Source organism: Variovorax sp. Soil_C_12 (genome assembly GCF_057657375.1).
The window spans coordinates 310117-326941 of the sequence record NZ_JBDGIO010000001.1 but is presented as its reverse complement, the minus strand read 5'-3'; the positions used below and the strand labels follow the sequence as shown (position 1 = coordinate 326941).

Genomic DNA, 16825 nt, shown 5'->3' with positions numbered 1-16825 from the left:
CGAAGGGGCGCACTATGAACATGCCATTCCAACGCCGCGCAGCGCGCGCTCGGCCGCATTGTTGTCGATCTCGATGTGCCCGTCGTCACAGTAGCGCGTCAACGCCTGCCAGTGCGTGAGCGTGTAGCCGATGGCTCGCGCCAGCTCAGACTTGCCCGACACACGCCCGACCATGTCTCTGAGCCAGTCGTGCAGATCCTTCAGCAACGGCACGGCACGCGCTTGCCGGTGTCGTTGCCGTGCCTCGGGAAGCTGGCCGCGGATGTCGCTCTCGACCTCATACAACTCGGCAATGCGATGCAGCGCTTGCTCGGCCACGGATCCGGGGGCGAACTTGTTGTCCTCGTGCACCTCCCAGTAGTACCTCCTCGCGTGCGCCCAGCAGGCCGCGTGCTGGACACGGCCGCTGTTGTAGACGCCCTCATAGCCCGAGTAGGCGTCAGCTTGCAGGATGCCGCGGTAGCGCTTGAGGTGTTCGCGCGGGTGTTTGCCCTGGCGGTCTGGCGAGTAGCGGAACCACACCGCCGGTGGGTCGTGGCTGCCGCAGGGGCGGTCATCGCGCACGTACACCCACAGCCGCCCCGTCTTGGTTCGCCCGCGGCCCGGATCGAGCACTGGCACGGGCGTGTCGTCGGCGTGCACCTTGCCAGCAGCCAGCACGTAGCGACCTGTCGCCGCCACCAGCGGGTCCAGCAGTTGATGGCCGCCATCGACCCAACCGGTCATCGTCGAGCGATCGATCTCCACGCCGTCGCGCGCGTAAATGCGGCTCTGGCGGTACAGCGGCGCATGGTCGCAATACTTGCCTACGAACACGTGCGCCAGCAGCGCCGGCCCGGGCAGCCCGCGCTGGATCGGACGACTGGGCGCAGCGGCCTGGAAGATGCCCTGGCAGCCCACGCACGCGAGCTTGGGCCGCACATGACGGATGACCTTGAAGCGCCCAGGTACGTACTCCAACTGCTCCGAGACGTCCTCGCCGAGCTGGCGCAGCTTGCCGCCACATTCGCTGCATGCACACGGTGCGTCGCCACCATGCCCCTTGGGGTAGTGCACATGGGTCTCGCGCGGCAGGTGCGCAGGCAATTCGCGCGGCTTGCGTCCGGCCTTGCGCCGCTGCTTGTTCTTCGGCGAGTCGGCCGCCGGCGCTGGCTGCGGTGGCTCTGCGGAGACGAGCGTGAGCTGTGCGCCAAGTTGTTCGCTGGAGGTGCCGTATTGCTCGCGGGCTCGACGCGCGAGCTGCAACTTGAGCTTGTCGATGGTGAGCTTTAGCAGCGCCACCTCGACGTCACGCTCGGCGACGACGCGCAGCAACTCGTCGACGGTCAGCGGGATGGTGGCGGAGTTGGGCACGAGCACCACTGTGCCCGCCACCTCGTGTGCAGCGCTATCAGGGGTGCACCCGAGGCATTCTTATCCAGTACTCACGCCGCGATTTGCGGCACGCGCAGCGCGTCGGGCTGCCAGGTGCGTTGCGGCATACGCCAATCAATGCCCTCCACCAGCATCGACAGTTGCGCCGGCGTCAGCGACACCGCGCCGCTGTCGGCCTGCGGCCAAACGAAGCGGCCCCTCTCTAATCGCTTCGTGAACAGGCATAGGCCCTGGCCATCGAACCACAGGCACTTCATGATGTCGCCGCGGCGGCCACGGAAGACGAAAACGTGCCCGCAGAATGGGTTGGCCGCCAGCGCTGTCTGGACCATCGCCGCCAAGCCATCGAAGCCGCGGCGCATGTCGGTATGGCCCGCCGCAAGCCACACGCGCGTGTTGGCCGGCAGCCCGATCACGACAGCCCCCGCAGCGTGTGCAGCACACAGCGCATGTTGGACTCGTCAACCTGACCGTGCAGGCGAACGCGCGCGCCGCCTATGTCAATCTCGATGATGCCCACGGACTTCGAGGTGGTCGCAGGCGTCGCTTCCGGCACGGCCGGCGTCACCTCAGCTGTCACCTTCACCGGCACCAGCACGGCCTGCGCAGCGCCATGACTCTTGGCGCGCGTGGTACCCCGCACATGTTCGCGCCGCCAACGGAACAGCACGTTGGCGTTAATGCCGTTCTCCAGCGCGATTCCCGATACCGAGGCGCCGGGCCCCAGGCAGCGCTCGACGAGCTCGCGCTTGAAGGTGGTCGTGTACTTGCGACGCGTCGACTTCGAGGGTGTGTCTTGCGAAGACATGGTGTGCACCTGTTGCGTGAAGTGCACACCATCCTTCGGCGAGCACGATCACACGATCGTCTTCATACAGTACGTCGCATTCAAGAGGGCCTCGGTCGCACGCTTACGAGCGGGCGCGACAAGCGACAAGCGAATGCGATTCGTGTTGTTCGAAGTTATGGCTAAGCCAATTGCGCATAGCTCCGATCGCGATTCGGTCTTTGTGCGCCTTCGGACCAGTTCGTAAACTCCCTCGCATACCGCGCAAAAGAACTGGCGGACTCGGTCCAAATATCGAAGGAGACACATGAAAAGTTCAATGAGAAAGGTCGGCTTTGCCGCGACCGTCGGAACCATGATCGAGTGGTACGACTTCTTTATCTACGGTACGGCTGCAGCGCTGGTTTTCAATCGCATTTTCTTCCCGCAGTTCGATCCGCTGGTAGGAACGATGTTGGCTTTCGGTTCGTCAGCAACGGGCTTCCTGGCCCGGCCAGTCGGTGCGTTGGTGGCTGGGCACTACGGCGACCGGGTCGGCCGGAAAGCGCTGCTGACCGCAACGCTGCTGATAATGGGTCTCTCGACGCTGCTCATCGGGATGCTTCCTACCTACGACCAGATCGGAATCTGGGCGCCGGCTGCTCTCCTGATCCTTCGCCTCGCGCAAGGCTTTGCGACCGGTGGCGAATGGGGCGGTGCCGCGCTTATGACTGTTGAGCACGCAGGTGGCAGGCGCCGCGGTCTGTGGGGTAGCCTGATTACTGTCGGGATCATGTCAGGCTTGGTCCTGGCCTCCCTCGTCTTCAGCCTGGCGTCGCTGCTGCCCGAGGAGAAGTTCATTGCGTGGGGATGGCGCATTCCCTTCCTGATGAGCGCGGGGCTGGTTGCCGTGGGACTCTATATACGCCTAAGCATTTCCGAGTCTCCCGAGTTCTCCGCCGCCACAGAGCGCGGTTTGCGGGAAGACCGCCCTGCCGTTGCGGCACTGCGTGAATGGAGAAGCATCCTGGTCGTCTTCTGCATCCGAGTGGCCGAGAGCTTCAGCTTCTATATCTTCGCTGCATTCAGTCTCACCTATGTGGCGACGGTAGTTGGACTGCCCAAGAGCATTGTGCTCAACGCGATCCTGGTTGCAGCCCTGATCGAATGCGTTACGTGCGTGCTGTACGGGCATTTGGCCGACCGAGTTGGCAGTAAGAACGTGTTGTTGTGGGGGCTCTTCTTCCAGGCCGCGCTCGCATTTCCATTCTTCTGGTTGCTCCAGAGCAAGGCACCAGCCATGATATTTGTAGCGCTGGCGCTCGGCTTTGCGGTCGGTAACGCGGCCATCTCTGCGGTGCAGCCGGATTACTTCGCCAGATTCTTTCCCGTGGCGGTGCGTTACAGCGGTATTTCGATTGGGCGAGAAAGCGCATCCGTCATCGGCGGGGCATTCGCACCCGTCATCGCTACAGGGTTGGTCTCGTGGTCCGGCGGTTCCGGGTGGGTGGCGGTGTGCATGGTGGTCACGAGCACGCTGGGCATCCTTGCCATCCTAATTGCTGAGCGAAACAACCTCTTCCAGCGTCAGCCCGGTTCAGCGACCGTTACCGACAGTCCTCGAAAGAACCTTTCTGCGTTGACTCCCTGACCCATTCCCACACCACCCTTTGAATCAACAAAGCCTACCCATTCATGTACTAAGGAGAAAAAACATGTCTCAAACTCAACCAAACTTCTCGGACATCCTGTATGAAGTCAAGGATCAAGTAGCCTGGGTTACGATCAACCGTCCCTCGATCCACAACGCTTTCCGGGAGCAGACTCTGGACGAAATGATCGCGGCGCTGAGTTCCACCAAGGACGACCCGTCCATCGCTTGCGTGGTCATCACGGGTGCCGGCGACAAGGCCTTTTCCGCGGGCGGCGACTTCTACGCGATGCGCCGCCTCAATTTCACCAATGGCGCGATGTGGAACGACCGCATGCAAGGCGTTGCCATGACGATTCGCGGCCTGTCCATTCCGGTGATCGCAATGGTAAATGGATGGTGCATGGGGGGCGGCCACGAACTTGCCCTGTGGTGCGACTTGGTCATCGCCTCCGACCGCGCAGTGCTTGGGCAGAGCGGTGCCAAGGTGGGTGCATGCCCGACCGTGGGCGCGACCCAATATCTTTCTCGCATTATCGGCGAGCGATTGGCGCGGGAGATGATTTTTCTGGCGCGGCGCTTCACCGCAGCCGAAGCCGCGGACATTGGGCTGATCAACAAGTGCGTGCCGCACGACGACCTGCTCGAGGAAACGCTCAAGTGGTGCGCTTCGATCAAGGATCACAGCTCGCAGACCATTCGGCTGACAAAGAAGAGCTTGAACTTCGAGTCGGATCAGCTTTACGCATCGTGGCAGCACGGCATGGAACTATTGGCCCATGTCTGGGGCTCGGAAGAGTGCCTGGAGGGCATGAATGCATTCCTCGAAGGCCGCAAACCCGACTTCCAGAGCTTCCGGCTCAAGAACAAAGACCAGGTCAAGGCCTACCTGGAAGGCCTCGCTCAGGATCTGAACAGCCCCCCGTCGCTGCGTCGACAAGCTTCCTGACCCTGGGCACCCCATGAACTCCCAGACCGAAGGTCGACCGGGTCCGCTGGCGGGTGTACGGGTGATCGACCTGACCCGCATCCTCGCGGGACCCCTGTGCACCATGCAGTTGGGGGACCTCGGAGCAGAAATCATCAAGATCGAGGCACCCGGCGGCGACGATACGCGCCAATGGGGTCCTCCCTTCGTCGACGGCGAATCGGCCTACTTCCTGACCTTCAACCGGAACAAGCGCAGCGTGATTCTCGACCTCAGCACGGCCGACGCGCTGGCACAACTGAAGGAACTCATCAGGACGTCCGATGTGGTGGTCGACAACTTCAAGACGGGAACACTGCGTAGGTGGGGCCTGGACGACGAATGGTTCGAGCTCAACGCGCCCAGGGTTATACGCTGCAGCATTACCGGCTATGGCACCTCCGGGCCAAATGCCGAACTTCCAGGCTACGACTTCATTCTGCAGGCGGAATCGGGCCTTATGAGCCTTTGCGGGGAACCCGATGGCCGGCCGATGAAGTTCGGTGTCGCCATCGTGGATATCACGACCGGCCTGCTGGCCTTCAATGGCATCGTTGCGGCACTCTATTCGCGGACCCAGACCGGCAAGGGGCAGAAAGTGGAGGCCTCGCTATTCGAGTCCGGACTTTTTCTCCTGGCCAACGTTGCGGGCAACGCAATTGCAACCGGCGCTCCTCCTAAGCGGTACGGGAACGGCCACCCGAACATCGTGCCATACACCACCTACCAAGCGCAAGATGGAGCCATCGCGGTGGCGGTGGGCAACGATCGGCAGTTCGAAAGGCTTGCTCGTCTGCTTGAACTGCCAGAGATGGCCGCGGAGCCCCGCTTCGCGACCAACGCCCTGCGGGTCGCGAATCGCGATGAACTGGACCGTGTCATCGGTGATGCGATAGCGGTTCGGTCGGCGGATCACTGGATCGGCCGCTTGCGCGCGGAAGGCATCCCCGCCGGCAAGATCAACACGGTTTCCGAGGCACTCGGTGCCCCTCAGTGCGAGGCCAGAGAGATGGTCCTGCCAATGCCGCTCGCCTCGGGAGGCAGCAGCCGGACGCTTGGATTCCCCGTCAAGTTTTCGGCAACGCCGGCGGCCATTTCCCGTCCCCCTCCCTTGCTAGGCGCCCACACCGACGAGGTGCTGGGATCACTGAGCATTCAAAGCGCGAGCCATGTTTGACCACGTTTCGCATGTCGCCATCGCCGTACCGGACCTCGAAGCGGCCAGGCGCCTGTGCCGGGATGTCTACGGTCTGCCGGTCAGTGAGATTTCCGAGAATAGCGATCAGAAGATCAGGATGTTCCACGTCACGCTGGAAGGTCGGACCAGCGTTGAGATCATGGCGCCAACGCAACCTGATAGCCCGATCGGAAAGTTCCTTCAGCGCAACCCCAGTGGCGGTATCCATCACATTTCCTTCGGCGTCTCGGACCTCGATGAAAGCCTGGGTGCGCTGAGCGTTGCCGGTGTGAGCCCGCTGGGCGGAGCGTCCTCGAAGAACGTCTTCGGTCAGAAGATGGCGTTCCTGCATCCGAAGAATTTTCTCGGGGTGCTTGTCGAGCTTGAAGAGTCATCCCATGAATAAAGTGCTGGATAGCTTCGAAGAAGCTGTAGCGGACATCTCCAACGGAGCCACGGTCCTTGTCAGCGGGTTCAGTGGCGCTGGCGTTCCTTCCGGGCTCATTGGCGCACTGCTCGACCAGGGTGCCCGCGACCTCACGCTGGTGCACAACAATGCAGGCAACGGCCGGGAAGGCGTGGCCCGACTTCTCGCTGAAGGCCGTGTGAGAAAGATCATCTGCTCCTTCCCGAGGTCCTGGCAATCCGATGTGTTCGAAGGCCTGTACCAGCAAGGAAAGATCGAACTGGAATGCGTCCCCCAGGGGACCCTTGCGGAGCGCATCCGCGCCGGCGGGGCCGGCATTGCCGGCTTCTTCACGCGAACAGGTTACGGGACGCTTCTGGCTGAGCGCAAGGAGACGCGCATCATCGACGGCGTCGGCCATGTACTCGAAACTCCCATCGTCGGCGACTTCGCATTGGTCAAAGCCCGCCGCGCGGACCGTTGGGGCAACCTTCAATATCGGATGGCCGCACGAAATTTCGGCCCGGTGATGTGCATGGCCGGCCGGACTACGATCGTGGAGGTCGATGAGATCATGCCCCTAGGGCACCTAGACCCCGAAAGCGTCGTGACCTCCGGCGTGTTCGTCCGCCGCGTCGTGCGAGGCCTGCGCTCTGGCGTGGCAATGGAGCAAGCTGCATGAGCAACCCTAAAGGTCTGGATCGCAACCTCATTGCGCGCCGCGTGGCCCGCGACATCCCCGCCGGTTCAGTGATCAACCTGGGCATCGGCATGCCCGAGCTGGTTGGCAACTTCCTGAGTTCTCCCGATATCCTGGTTCACACGGAGAACGGTGTGATCGGCTCGGGACCGGTCCTGGAAGACGGGGACGATGCCGACATGGATTTGATCAATGCAGGCAGGCGCCCCGTCCGATTGGTCAGGGGCGGTCACTTTGTCGATCATGCCGACTCCTTCGCGATCGTGCGGGGCAGACACCTGGACATCACGGTGCTTGGTGCCTTTGAGGTATCCATGCACGGCGATCTCGCGAATTGGTCGACGGGTAAGCCAGGCCAGGCGCCGTCGCCGGGGGGCGCCATGGACCTCGCGGTCGGCGCAAGGAACGTGCTGGTGATGATGGACCTCTTCGCACGCGACGGGTCGCCCCGCCTTGTGGACCAGTGCAGACTTCCACTCACTGCAGCCCAGGTCGTCAAGCGGGTCTATACCGACCAAGCGGTGTTCGAGATCACGGCAACGGGCGTGCGCGTGCTGGAACTCTTGGAGGGATGGTCCTTGTTGAGCTTGCAGGAACGGCTGGGCTTCGCGCTGCGGACGTCGGCCGAGGGCGCTCGGTCGTACACGGGGACTTGAATCAAGGTGGTCCTTGCCGATGGCGGGGCGCTGCCAGGCCGCAGGACGGCGCCCAACATCAGCGCATACAGCGCATCGCCCGGCGCATCCTTGAGCGGATCGCGGCCCAGCCCCCCCGTCCATTTCATGTGCCCGATGGCCGGTTCGATGGCGCTGCGCTGCTTGATCATCGGCTCGGGCGTCTTGGTGATGCCGCGCCACTGTCTCGAGCGCAGGAAATGCACGCCATCGATCTCCACCCCGATTGGCGATGCAGATGCCGGCGACGACACCCGGGCAGCACCGGTTCTACAGCGCTCGCTTGTCTGAACTCGGCGTGACCTGCTTCGTCGGATCGCCCCGAGGATGTTGGGCGTGGACGAGGTGCATCATCTTCTGGCGGGCGGCTACCGTGAGGAAGGCGCATCGCTCAACCTGCTGAAGTATCTTGCGAACGATCTGCGCCTGAGCGTTGTGTTGGTCGGCACGGACGATGCGCCGGGCGAGCGGCGGCGCCGGCGACTACATAGCGACGAGTTCAAGGCCAACGCGGTCGCTGCGGCGGCTCAGCCCGGCGTCTCGATGGCATCGGTGGCGATGTCCTTGGGTATCAATGCGAACCTGCTACGCCGCTGGGTGCGCGACGCGGAGGTGCCGTCCAGCAGAACAGCGGAAGGCAGCGCACCCAAGGCCTTGTCGAGCGCCGCGCCCGAGTCCATGCCCCCATCGTTCATCCCTTTGCAACTGCCCGCGCCAGGCGCGCCGGCGGGCGACATCCGGATCGAAGTCCGCCGCGGCTCCACGAACGTCGTCGTGACCTGGCCGGCTGTCTTGGCAGCCGAGTGCGGAAGCTGGTTGCGCGAGTTGCTGCGGTGATCCGCATCGACGCCATCTGGTTGGCGGTCGAGCCGATGGACATGCGCGCAGGTACGGAAGCGGTACTGGGCCGCGTGGTGAAGGTCTTCGGTGAAGCGCGCCCGCATCACGCCTACTTGTTTGCCAACCGCCGTGCCAATCGTTTGAAGGTCCTCGTTCACGATGGCATCGGCGTTTGGTTGGCCGCCAGGCGGCTGAATGCCGGCAATTCGTCTGGCCGCACGACGCGACAGGAACGCTGTCGCTCAGCAGGCCACAGCTGAACGCGCTCGTGTTGGGACTGCCTTGGCAACGCGTCGGCGAGGCTGGAATCATCCGCGTGCTGTAGCTTCGCGCAATTGACGAATGTGCCGATGTCGCCTGCGCACAGCATCAGGCACGATCACGCTCCGTGATCGCCTCCCAGCAGTTGGACTCGTTGGATCCGGAACAGATGCGCCAGGCCCTGCTGGCGCTGATGAGCGAGCTGTCTGCCAAGGACGAGCAACTGCGAAGCAAGAGCGTTGAACTCGAGAGGGCGCAACGCGAAACTGCCTTCAAGCAAACCCTGATCGACAAGCTCACGCATGAGATGGCGGTGCTCAAGCGGCTGAAGTTCGCCGCCACGAGCGAGAAGTTCTGCGCCGGCCTGAGCGTAGAGCAGAAGAGCCTGCTGGAGGAGACCCTCGATTGCGACATCGCCGAAGTCACCGGTGAGATCGAACGGGCCGCCGGCGACAACAAGGGCAAGGACAAGAAGGACAAGGAGCAGCCCAAGCGCCAGCCGCTGCCCGCGCACCTGCCGCGGCGCGAGATGCACCATGAGCCTGAGAGCACCGTGTGCAGCTGCGGCTGCCAGATGAAGCGCATTGGCCAGGATGTGTCTCAGAAGCTCGACTACGAACCGGGCGTGTTCACGGTGGAGCACCATGTTCGCGGCAAGTGGGCCTGCGCTCGCTGCGAGAAGCTGGTGCAGGCCCCCGTGGCACCGCACATCATCGACAAGGGGATTCCCACGACGGGCTTGCTGGCTCAGGTGCTGGTGGCCAAGTTCCTCGATCACCTTCCCCTGTACCGGCAAGAGCGCATCTTCGAGCGTGCCGGCCTGGCCATCGCACGCTAGACGCTCGCGCAGTGGGTAGGCGAATGCGGGGCGCAGCTGCAGCCCCTGGTAGACGCACTGTCGGCCGAACTGCTTCGCCACGGCGTGCTACACGCCGACGAGACGCCGGTGGCCATGCTCAAGCCTGGCAACAAGAAGACCCACAAGGCCTACATCTGGAGCTACTGCACGACCAGCTTCAACTCGACCAAGGCAGTGGTGTTCAACTTCGCGGAGACGCGCAGCGGCGCGAACGTGCGCGAGTTCCTCCGGCTGGGAAGCGAGAGCCCCTGGAAGGGCAAGCTGGTGACCGACGGGTTCAGCGGCTATCACGCCACCTTCGAGCATGGCGTCGCTGAGGTCGGGTGCGCGTCGCACGCGCGGAGGAAATTCCACGAACTCTGGGTCAACCACCACAGCCGAGTGGGTGAGAAGGCGCTGAGGTTCTTCCAGGTGCTGTTCAAGATTGAAGACGACGTGGCGAAGCTTCTGCCCAAGCAGCGCCGACAAGTACGACAGCGCAGATCTATTCGGGTGACCCGGCTACTTCACGCCTGGCTGCTCACCCAGCGGCGCCAGGTCCCCGATGGCTCGGCCACAGCAAAGGCTATCGACTACACGCTCAAGCGCTGGCAGGCATTGACGCGCTACATCGACGACGGCGATCTGCCGATCTCGAACAACTGGGTCGAGAATCAGATTCGTCCGATCGCACTCGGAAGGGCGAACTGGTTATTCGCTGGCAGCCTGCGAGCGGGCAAGCGCGCCGCGGCGATCATGAGCCTGATCCGCTCAGCACGCATCAACGGGCACAACCCGTACGCATACCTCAGAGATGTCCTCGAGCGACTGCCAACCCACCCGGCCAGCCGCATTGATGACTTGCTTCCGCACCGGTGGCAGGCAAGCACTGCGACCCTCTGACTTCCGCGACTCTCGGCGCGCGAGCGCAACAGGAAGCCGCCGACGGCCCGCTGCCCATGACTTTGCCGGACGCATACGATGCGCCGATTGCCTTGCCAAACGATGCGCAAATAAGTAGCCGTTCACTCCGTTGGAATTGCCGGGTTGGCGTGAGAACGACGAGTTCCGGCGCCTTCTTGCCGCCTTCGGCAAATTGCTTGCCTTGCGCAAGGCCTTGGAGCTGACCGAACGTGAGGTCCTGCAGTTCATACTGGTCGCCAGCGCGGGGCTTGCAGGGGAGGTGGTGCGCATACTCAATGAAGTAATGAAGTGGCCGAACTTGCCAGCCGTGTTTCTGCGGAGGGCGTCTCACTGGCGCTTCTGGACTATGTGGCAAAGGTGCCTGCTTGAACTGCCCGTGGCCCGTCGCGCCGACGCCATTCCCGGAGGAGGCGATGGCCAGTTGGCCGGGGCGGGTCGCCGCACGCTCCCGGATGTGGACCTCTCGCCCCGTGTTCAGGTCTTTTTTTGGTGCCACGTGCTGCATCCTGAGATCGCCGCCAAGCGCGGTGACGGACTTCAGCGAAAACCGCCCTGGCTGCCATCGCGGCGCGCGGGCACGCCAGCTCTTCGCCCATTGGAAGGCAAGGCCGCAGTCATGCGGACTTACCGTCGAAACGGGCGCCGCTCTATTGCCAAAGTGCGCACTTGGTCTCGGATTTGGAGGTGTAGGCCACGTCGCCAGGGGTTGTCGCCACAAGGTTGTAGTAGTCCCAGGGGCTCTTGGAAGCAGCAGGCGTTTTGACTTGCATAAGGAACATGTCGTGCACCATGCGTCCGTCAGCGCGCACGTAGCCATCACGTGCATACATGTCGTTGACCTTGCGCGCCTTCATCTGCTGCATCACCTTGTCGCCATCGTCCGAGCCCGCTGCCTTGACAGCGTCAAGGTAGAAGCGCGTTGCCGAATAGTCCGCCGCCTGCAGCGACGTTGGCATCTTCTTGAACTTCTGAAAGAAGGGCTTGGACCACTCACGTGATTCGGGCGTCTGGTCCCAGTACCAGTTGTCGGTCAGATAGAGGCCTTGCGCGACCTTGAGGCCAAGCGCGTGAACATCGTTGATCTGCATCAGCGGCGCCACGATTTTCATCGTTTTTGCGACGCCGAACTCGTTGGCGGCCTTCACCGCATTGATGGTGTCAGAACCCGCATTGGCCATGCCCAGGATCTGCGCTCCACTGGATTGGGCCTGCAGAATAAAGGACGAAAAGTCGCTGGCGGAAAGCGGTGCCCGTGCCGCGCCGAGGACCGTGCCCCCTGCAGTCTTGATGACAGCGGTTGCGTCGGCCTGCAACTGCGTCCCGAATGCATAGTCGGCCGTCAAGAAGAACCAGGTCTTGCCGCCGCTCTTGACGATAGCCGGTGCAGTTCCCTTCGCGGTGGCAACTGTGTCGTAAGCATAGTGGACCGTGAACGGCGAGCATTGTTCATTGGTTAGCGCGGACGTGCCGGAGCCGACGGCGATGAACGGCTTGCGCTTTTGTTCTGCCACCTTTGCCATGGCCAGAGCGGCGCCTGAGTTTGTGCCCCCTATGAGCATGTCCAAGCCTTGTCTATCAAACCACTCTCGCGCCTTGGAGGAGGCGATATCCGTCTTGTTCTGGTGGTCAGCAACCAGGAATTCAATCTTCTTCCCAGCCACTGATCCGCCGACATCTGCGATTGCCTGCTTGATCATCTCGGCGCCGATCGGCCCATCGATGTCGAGATAGGGCCCTGACATGTCGGTGATGAATCCGATTTTTATGACATCGTCAGAAATCTGCGCATACGCAGAAGCGCCGACCGCCGCGAGGCAAATAATGCCCAATGGGGCGGCGCGTGAAATCGTCTTAATTATCATGATTGTCTCCGGAATTCGATGATTAATGCGACGGCAACTCGGCAAGCTCGATCAGTACATTGCCCGTTGCCTCAGGATCCAAAAAGCAGATTCTCGAATTTCCATGGCCAGCCATCGGTGCGTTTTGCGCCAAGGCAACCCCTTTTTCCTTCAATTCACACATCGCCGCGTCGATGTCATCGACTTCAAAGCAGATGTGATAGAGACCGCGGCCGTGTTCGGCAATCCGCTTCGCAACGATTGACTTCGCGGTGACGGCTTCAAGGAGCTCAATGTAGGTTTCGCCTGCGGGGAGCATGGCGAGCCGGGTGTCGAGTCCGGTTAGTTCTTCCACATATTCAAGGGGCAGGCCAAGCTTGTCCCTGAATAGGCAGATCATTTCTTGAAATTGGTCAACTGCAATTCCGATATGTTCGATTCTCTTGATCTTCATGCTCTTTGTCTCCATGCGAACTAGGTACAGTTTGTCCTCCATCTTGGCCCTGAAGTCCATACGTAGGCTGAAGTTTTGATAGACCGAATTGCAACATGAGCCATGCCTATTCGGTCTACGCATCGCGAGTGCCGCCGCCGCATCCCCAGTCCCGACCGCCAGCGAGGGCGACATCGGCGTAGTTTGCGGCGAAGAGCAGCCAGGCTGAACGCGTCGTCGCTTCGGACTGCATCCTCATGGTCGGCACGGCGAAGGAGACGAAGCCGCCAGCAGTGGGCGCCCCGCGGGCCTCCACACCGATCAGGCAGGGTGGAAGGCTCACAAAGAAGGCCGCCATCTGGTCGCGTCTGATTTGCCTCTTCAGCACTGTGTTGCCCAGCTGGGGCGGATGCAGTGAACCTAGAACACGTCCTTTTTGACTCTGTTGAAAATCAAATGGGTGCCCAGCGTGAGGGTTGATGGCTTGGAAGTCGAGCTTGCCGGCGATCAGTGTGTTTCGCCCTCGTCGCCGTCTACGCGGTACCACTCGTTGAGGATGTACCCACTGGCACACGCGGACGCAACATCTGGGTGTCGGACCACTCCGCCTGGCCACCTCACCGACGTGGCATCGTGGACCCATGCGAACCTCAGTTCTGGCCGCGACGGGGACTCATGATTCCAACCGGTCCCAAACAAGCGGTATGGACGACCTCTCCTGATATGCCGGCCGCGGCAGGGTTACCCTGGCCGGAAGGAGTTGCTCGACCGGCGCCCAAGGCCATCCGTCGCCTCACCATTGCCGACTACCGCTGCCCTTACTGCCCTCGCCAGACCGGCTTGCGCTTCTCTGCAAAAGCCTTGGGCCCTTCTACCCTGTCCGCACTGGCATAAAGAGCGGCGATTGCCGGCAGCTGCTTTTGCTGTGGATAGGTCCGATCAAGCGCCGGGTCCGACAAGCCTGCGTTGACCAGGGCTTTCGATGCACGGACGGCCAGTGGCGACCCCTTGAGGATTTGCTCGGCCCAACGCAGCGCTGTCGGAAGCGCTTCGCCGATCGGCACCACTTCGTTGACGAAGCCCAGAGCCTTCGCTTCCTCGGCCTTGACACGCCGGCTTGTCAAGATGATCCCCATTGCTTCCTTGAGCGGGATTTGCTGGGGAAGGCGAAGGAGTCCGCCACAGATCGCGGCCAGTCCCACCTGCGGCTCGGGAAGAGCGAATTCCGCGTGCTCGGCTGCAATGATGAGGTCGCATGCCAAGGCGATCTCGAAACCTCCGCCCAACGCGACGCCGTTCACCGCTGCGATCAGAGGTTTGTCGAGTCGATACCGCGCTGTCAGACCACCGAAACCGCTGGGCGGCCAGGTGGTGTCATTGCCAGCCGCCTGAAACTTCAGGTCGTTGCCCGCGCAGAACGCTTTGTCACCTTCGCCGGTGATGATCGCCAGCCAAGCCGAAGGATCGGCGGCAAAACGATCGAACACCTCTTCGAGTTCAAGGCATGCAGGCCGATGCAGCGCGTTGCGGACCTCGGGCCGACACATCGTGACGATGGTGATGGGTCCGCGCCGCTCAACGCGGCAGTACTGCCGCTGTTCAATGGATGACTCGCTCATTCTTTCAACTTCGCAACTTTTGAAAGCGCACGGATCGTCGTCTGATCCGACTGCAGACGCTTCGAGAAGTCGGCGCCGGTGCTACCGATGCCGGTAACGCCCAGCGAAGAGACCGAATTCGCGAACTCCGGGGTCTTGACGACGCTCATGGATGCCCGCTCGAGCTTCTCCACGATTGCTTTCGGCGTTTTGGCGGGCGCCACGATGCCGTACCAAACGCTGAAGTTCATGTTCTTGACACCAGCTTCGTCGAAGGTCGGCACATCGGGCAGCAAGGGCAAACGGCTGCTTCCCGTGACTGCCAACGGACAAATGCGCTTTCCGGTGATATGCGGCATGGCGACAGGACTGACGAACGTGAATTGCACCTCTCCGCCGATGAGGCCGGTGATCGCAGGTGCTTCGCCCTTGTACGGAACATGCAGCGCCTTGACGCCGGTGCTGCTTTTGAACATCTCGCCCACAAGATTGCTCGCGCTCCCATAGCCCACCGACGAATAGTTGAGCGCGTCGGGCTTGGCGCGTGCGGCCTCGACCAGCTGCGCCACGGTCTTCGGTCCGTTGCGGCACTCGACGACCAAGAGCCATGGCAGGTCGGTCGCCAGGCTAACCATGGCGAAGTCTTTCAACGGATCGAAGCCGGCTTGGTCGTTCAGGACGGGCTCTGCCGCGAGCGAGGACGTGCTGCCGAACAACAACGTGTAGCCGTCGGCTTCGGATTTGGCGACGAAGCGGGTGCCGATGGCGCCCGAGGCCCCCGCCTTGTTGTCGACGATGACCGGCGTCTTGAGCTGCGCCTGCAAGCCGCGCGCGACCAGCCGCGCCTGCACATCGGTGCTACCGCCGGGCGGGAAAGGAACCACCAGGGTGATCGGCTTGTTTGGGTAATCTTGAGCGGCTGAACTCAGCGCGAGCATTCCGAGCGTCATCGAGATCAAGATTCTCTTGAACGGATGGGATATCTTAAAATTAGTCAACACTGTCTCCTTTTAATCGCCCAAGGCGGATTGACGTCTACAAAAATGTAGGAAAAACGATGAGTTGAGCGCAGCCTAGTAAATATTACTCTGACCGACTCGATCCATCTTCGAAAAAGAACCGCGCAGCGGCGTTGTAGAACGACGCTCGGTTTCGTATGGTCTAATTTGATGTTGCTGTCGCGTACATCAAAGACTTTGCCTTTGGTTTTCCATCATTCGCGGCTAATTCTTCGAATTCCAAACTGTTCGAAGATCTCTGCGTTATGCTGGCCGATGCTGGGTGGCAATCGGCGCAAGGCTCCAGGCGTGCGACTGAGCTTAATGGGAATGCCGATGCCACGGTAACCCTCCTTTTCAAGCACCATTTCCCTGTCAATGGTGTGTTGTAATTTCAAGGCTTCATCCACAGTCAAAACAGGTGCGCATGGCACGCCCGCTGCCATGAGCGTTGTAAACAGGCTCATACCATCGTGCTCAACTAGCTTTTCTGCCAAGCGTTCGGTCAGTTCTTTGCGATTTGCCACCCGATCTACGTTGGTGGCATACCTGACGTCCAAGGGGATGTCTTGGAGACCCAGGTGGCGGCAAAGAATTGCAAACTGTCTTTCGTTCCCGACTGCAATGAATAAAGGAATAGTGGCAGTCTGATAGAGATCGTAGGGCACTAGGTTTGGGTGCCCGTCCCCCGTCCGAGGAGCTTCGCCGCCGTACAGCACGTTCGCCGCATGAGGGTGAAGCAGGGACAGCGCGGTGTCATACAGGGTTGCCTCGACCATCTGCCCTTTTTTCGAACGCCCACGCTCGTAGAGCGCAAACATGACCCCGAGCGCCGCTTGAACGCCTGTCGCTGCGTCTACCAGAGGAATTCCAATCCGTGCCGCGTTGACGGCCGGATCGCCATTCGTGCTCATGAGGCCCGACATGGCTTGTACTGCAGCGTCGTAACCTGGAAGTCCGCCCAGCTGACCGGTCTCTCCGAATCCGGAAATCCTGCAGTGCACCAGTTTTGGGAATTTGGTCGAAAGTGTGGACAAGTCGCTGATGCCCCACTTGCGCCAAGTGCTCAACTTGAAGTTTTCGATCAGCACGTCCGCAGAGGCTAAAAGCGAAAAGAGGGTATCGAGCCCGCTTTCTGCATTTAGATCCAGCGCGACATTCTTCTTGTTGCGATTAAGACCCAGGTAGTACGGCGCGCTTCCATCGGCGACCGGGGGCCCGTATCGCCGTGTGTCGTCGCCATCGAAGGACTCCACCTTGATGACGTCCGCGCCATGGTCACCCAGGATCTGGCCTGCGTATGGGCCAGCCAGTACCCGTGAGGCATCGATGACAACCACGCCATGCAGCGCAGAGTGCGTTCCGCTCATAACCAGT

16 protein-coding genes and 2 pseudogenes are annotated in these 16825 nt (G+C 61.5%); 9 read left to right on the top strand and 9 right to left on the bottom strand.

What is annotated here, in order from left to right:
- Positions 1-12: 12 nt before the first annotated feature.
- The 3 genes from tnpC (AC3A6X_RS01640) to tnpA form a co-directional block, all read right to left on the bottom strand.
- Complete coding sequence (gene tnpC / locus AC3A6X_RS01640; RefSeq protein WP_487840529.1) at positions 13-1353, bottom strand: IS66 family transposase; 1341 nt, start codon at positions 1351-1353, stop codon at positions 13-15.
- A gap of 71 nt (positions 1354-1424) precedes the next feature.
- The gene (tnpB, locus tag AC3A6X_RS01635; protein WP_487840528.1) at positions 1425-1790 is read right to left on the bottom strand and encodes an IS66 family insertion sequence element accessory protein TnpB; all 366 of its coding nucleotides are present in this window, start codon (positions 1788-1790) and stop codon (positions 1425-1427) included.
- Entirely contained in the window at positions 1787-2209 is a 423-nt protein-coding gene (gene tnpA / locus AC3A6X_RS01630) for an IS66-like element accessory protein TnpA (RefSeq protein ID WP_487840527.1), read from the bottom strand. The genes tnpB (AC3A6X_RS01635) and tnpA overlap by 4 nt, the downstream gene beginning before the upstream one ends.
- Before the next feature lie 259 nt (positions 2210-2468).
- Here tnpA and AC3A6X_RS01625 point away from each other — a divergent pair, with 259 nt between their 5' ends.
- From AC3A6X_RS01625 to AC3A6X_RS01600, 6 genes are all read left to right on the top strand, one after another.
- Complete coding sequence (locus AC3A6X_RS01625; RefSeq protein WP_487840526.1) at positions 2469-3791, top strand: MFS transporter; 1323 nt, start codon at positions 2469-2471, stop codon at positions 3789-3791.
- A 64-nt stretch (positions 3792-3855) separates the two neighbouring features.
- Positions 3856-4740: an enoyl-CoA hydratase/isomerase family protein gene (locus AC3A6X_RS01620; RefSeq protein ID WP_487840525.1), complete on the top strand. Its 885-nt coding sequence runs from the start codon at positions 3856-3858 to the stop codon at positions 4738-4740.
- A 13-nt stretch (positions 4741-4753) separates the two neighbouring features.
- Positions 4754-5935 carry a CaiB/BaiF CoA transferase family protein gene (locus AC3A6X_RS01615; RefSeq protein WP_487840524.1) on the top strand — a complete coding sequence of 394 codons (1182 nt, stop codon included), beginning with the start codon at positions 4754-4756 and terminating at the stop codon, positions 5933-5935.
- Positions 5928-6341: a methylmalonyl-CoA epimerase gene (gene mce / locus AC3A6X_RS01610; protein WP_487840523.1), complete on the top strand. Its 414-nt coding sequence runs from the start codon at positions 5928-5930 to the stop codon at positions 6339-6341. The genes AC3A6X_RS01615 and mce overlap by 8 nt, the downstream gene beginning before the upstream one ends.
- Positions 6334-7023 carry a 3-oxoacid CoA-transferase subunit A gene (locus tag AC3A6X_RS01605; RefSeq protein ID WP_487840522.1) on the top strand — a complete coding sequence of 230 codons (690 nt, stop codon included), beginning with the start codon at positions 6334-6336 and terminating at the stop codon, positions 7021-7023. Before mce ends, AC3A6X_RS01605 begins: the two co-directional genes overlap by 8 nt.
- Entirely contained in the window at positions 7020-7697 is a 678-nt protein-coding gene (locus AC3A6X_RS01600) for a CoA-transferase (RefSeq protein ID WP_487840521.1), read from the top strand. Before AC3A6X_RS01605 ends, AC3A6X_RS01600 begins: the two co-directional genes overlap by 4 nt.
- A 47-nt stretch (positions 7698-7744) precedes the next feature.
- Here AC3A6X_RS01600 and AC3A6X_RS01595 read toward each other — a convergent pair.
- A pseudogene (locus AC3A6X_RS01595) lies at positions 7745-7939 on the bottom strand (IS5/IS1182 family transposase); the annotation flags it as partial.
- Positions 7940-8051: 112 nt separating this feature from the next.
- On the opposite strand from AC3A6X_RS01595, the gene AC3A6X_RS01590 reads away from it, so the two are divergent.
- From AC3A6X_RS01590 to tnpC (AC3A6X_RS01580), 3 genes and pseudogenes are all read left to right on the top strand, one after another.
- Positions 8052-8552 (top strand): transposase, encoded by a 501-nt coding sequence (locus AC3A6X_RS01590; protein WP_487840520.1) that lies wholly within the window; start codon positions 8052-8054, stop codon positions 8550-8552.
- Positions 8549-8815 (top strand): IS66 family insertion sequence element accessory protein TnpB, encoded by a 267-nt coding sequence (gene tnpB / locus AC3A6X_RS01585; protein ID WP_487840519.1) that lies wholly within the window; start codon positions 8549-8551, stop codon positions 8813-8815. The genes AC3A6X_RS01590 and tnpB (AC3A6X_RS01585) overlap by 4 nt, the downstream gene beginning before the upstream one ends.
- Positions 8816-8943: 128 nt before the next feature.
- A pseudogene (gene tnpC, locus AC3A6X_RS01580) lies at positions 8944-10557 on the top strand (IS66 family transposase).
- 668 nt (positions 10558-11225) lie between these two features.
- On the opposite strand, the gene AC3A6X_RS01575 reads toward tnpC (AC3A6X_RS01580), so the two are convergent.
- The 5 genes from AC3A6X_RS01575 to AC3A6X_RS01555 form a co-directional block, all read right to left on the bottom strand.
- Positions 11226-12440, bottom strand: coding sequence for an ABC transporter substrate-binding protein (locus AC3A6X_RS01575; RefSeq protein ID WP_487840518.1), 1215 nt, complete (start codon positions 12438-12440; stop codon positions 11226-11228).
- Positions 12441-12462: 22 nt separating this feature from the next.
- The gene (locus AC3A6X_RS01570; RefSeq protein ID WP_487840517.1) at positions 12463-12873 is read right to left on the bottom strand and encodes a VOC family protein; all 411 of its coding nucleotides are present in this window, start codon (positions 12871-12873) and stop codon (positions 12463-12465) included.
- A gap of 797 nt (positions 12874-13670) precedes the next feature.
- Positions 13671-14471 carry an enoyl-CoA hydratase-related protein gene (locus AC3A6X_RS01565; RefSeq protein WP_487840516.1) on the bottom strand — a complete coding sequence of 267 codons (801 nt, stop codon included), beginning with the start codon at positions 14469-14471 and terminating at the stop codon, positions 13671-13673.
- Entirely contained in the window at positions 14468-15400 is a 933-nt protein-coding gene (locus AC3A6X_RS01560) for a Bug family tripartite tricarboxylate transporter substrate binding protein (protein ID WP_487841077.1), read from the bottom strand. The genes AC3A6X_RS01565 and AC3A6X_RS01560 overlap by 4 nt, the downstream gene beginning before the upstream one ends.
- Positions 15401-15663: 263 nt before the next feature.
- Entirely contained in the window at positions 15664-16818 is a 1155-nt protein-coding gene (locus AC3A6X_RS01555; protein ID WP_487840515.1) for a CaiB/BaiF CoA transferase family protein, read from the bottom strand.
- Positions 16819-16825: the final 7 nt, after the last annotated feature.